Annotated in this window: 3 protein-coding genes; all 3 read left to right on the top strand. The window is 73.1% G+C overall.

Annotation, left to right across the window (positions count from 1 at the left end):
- Positions 1-217: 217 nt before the first annotated feature.
- Positions 218-919 carry a B3/B4 domain-containing protein gene (locus DKL51_RS04880; RefSeq protein ID WP_124811776.1) on the top strand — a complete coding sequence of 234 codons (702 nt, stop codon included), beginning with the start codon at positions 218-220 and terminating at the stop codon, positions 917-919.
- Positions 920-1,014: 95 nt separating this feature from the next.
- Complete coding sequence (locus DKL51_RS04875) at positions 1,015-1,431, top strand: VOC family protein (protein WP_124811775.1); 417 nt, start codon at positions 1,015-1,017, stop codon at positions 1,429-1,431.
- On the top strand, positions 1,428-1,974 hold a 547-nt coding region (locus tag DKL51_RS04870; protein WP_124811774.1), incomplete at its 3' end, for an RNA polymerase subunit sigma-70. The genes DKL51_RS04875 and DKL51_RS04870, both read left to right, overlap by 4 nt.

Genomic DNA, 1,974 nt, shown 5'->3' with positions numbered 1-1,974 from the left:
TCCTCCAGCTCGACGTCGGCGATCGCCGTACGCAGCCGGGCGGCCAGCCAGTCGGCGCGGCCACCGGGCGGCGCCTCGCCGACGTCGAGCTGGAGGAAATCCGACCCGGCCGATATGGACCCGTCGACCGCGGCTTGTTTGGCCCTGTCCACCGGACCATTGTGGCATCAGGGTGGACGGCGTGAGCATCGCCCGCACCGCCCGATAGGAGCCTCCCGTGCACTTCCGGCACTCCCGAGAGATCTGGTCGTCGTTCCCGGAGCTGGTCTGCGGTGTCCTGCACGCCACCGGAATCACCCCCGACGCCGACGTGCAGCCGCGGCTCACCCCGTACGCGGAGGTGGCGCGGCGCCGGCTGGCCGCGGGCCCGGAGGGCGGATTCCCGGAGGTCCGCGCCTGGCGGCGGGCCTTCGCCACGATGGGGCTGCCCCCGACCCGCTATCGCTGCGCGGCCGAGTCCCTGCTGCGCCGCTTCCGCCGGGACGAGACGCTGCCCCGGCTGCACCCGCTGGTCGACCTCGGCAACGCCATGTCCCTCGGGTACGCGGTGCCGGTGGCCGTCCTCGACGTCGCGCGAATCTCCGGCGACCTGGAGGTCCAGCACGCCAAGGGCGACGAGCACTACCTGACGCTGAGCGGTGCGGAGGAGCACCCCGAACCCGACGAGGTGATCTTCGCGGACGCGGCCGGGCGAGCCCACTCCCGACGCTGGACCCACCGGCAGAGCGGGTGGTCGGCGGTCCGGGACAGCACGGCCGAGGTGCTGATCGTGGTGGAGGCCATGCACGGCTCGGCGCCCGACGACGTGCCCCGACTACTGGCCGAGCTGGAGTCCGCCCTGGCCGACGTGTGGTCGGCGCCGGTCCGGACGGCGCTGCTGACCGCCGAGGCGCCGAGCTTCGAGGTGTCGTCGGCGTAGCGCCGGCGGATATCGTCATCGCGGCACCGATGAGTTGCCGACGGACCCCACGTTGTACGTCCTGACAGCCGTCACCGAGGCCAGGGAGGCCGATCATGGACTGGAAGCTCGAACTCGTCGTGGTGCCCGTCTCCGACGTGGACCGGGCCAAGGGGTTCTACCTGGAGCAGACCGGGTTCCGCCTGGACGTGGACCACCGCGCCGGGGACTTCCGCGTCGTGCAACTCTCCCCGCCCGGTTCCGCCTGCGCGATCGCGCTGATGCACAACCTCGACCGGGCCGGCACGCTCAGCGGGCTGCACCTGGTCGTCCGGGACATCGACGCCGCCCGGGCGGAACTGGTCGACCGGGGTGCGAAGCCCAGCGAGGTGTTCCACTTCGAGGAGGGTGGGGTGCAGACCCCCGGCCCGGACCCCGATCGACGCGACTACGGCTCCTTCCTGTCGTTCAGCGATCCGGACGGCAACGAGTGGCTGGTCCAGGAGGTCGGGTGGGCGGGGGCGGCGGCATGACCGCCCCGGTCGACGCGGTCCCGACCGACCCCGACTTCACGGCGCTCACCGAACGGCACCGCCGGGAACTGCACGTGCACTGCTACCGGATGCTGGCCTCCTTCGACGACGCCGAGGACGCGGTCCAGGAGACGTACCTGCGGGCGTGGCGGGGACAGGCCGGCTTCGACGGCCGGCTGGCCCGGGCCTGGCTCTACCGCATCGCCACGAACGTCTGCCTGGACATGTTGCGCCGCACCGGGCGGCAGCCGCGCACCGTGCGGTCGTACGCCGAGGTGCCGTGGCTGCAGCCGTACCCGGACCGACTGCTCGACGAGATCGCGCCGGGCGAGGAGCAGCCGGACGCGGTGGCCGTCAACCGGGAGACCATCGAGCTGGCGTTCCTCGCCGCCATGCAGCTGCTGCCACCCCGGCAGCGGGCCGCGTTCCTGCTGCGGGACGTACTCGGCTGGACCGCCGCGGAGACGGCCGAGCACCTGGCGACGAGCGTGGCCGCGGCGAACAGCGCGCTGCAGCGGGCCCGCGCCACCCTGCAGGCGCACC

Source organism: Micromonospora globispora, assembly GCF_003857015.1.
Classification (GTDB): Bacteria; Actinomycetota; Actinomycetes; order Mycobacteriales; family Micromonosporaceae; genus Micromonospora; species Micromonospora globispora.
The sequence above is the reverse complement of the archived record's forward strand: the minus strand, read 5'-3'. Positions and strand labels throughout refer to the sequence as shown.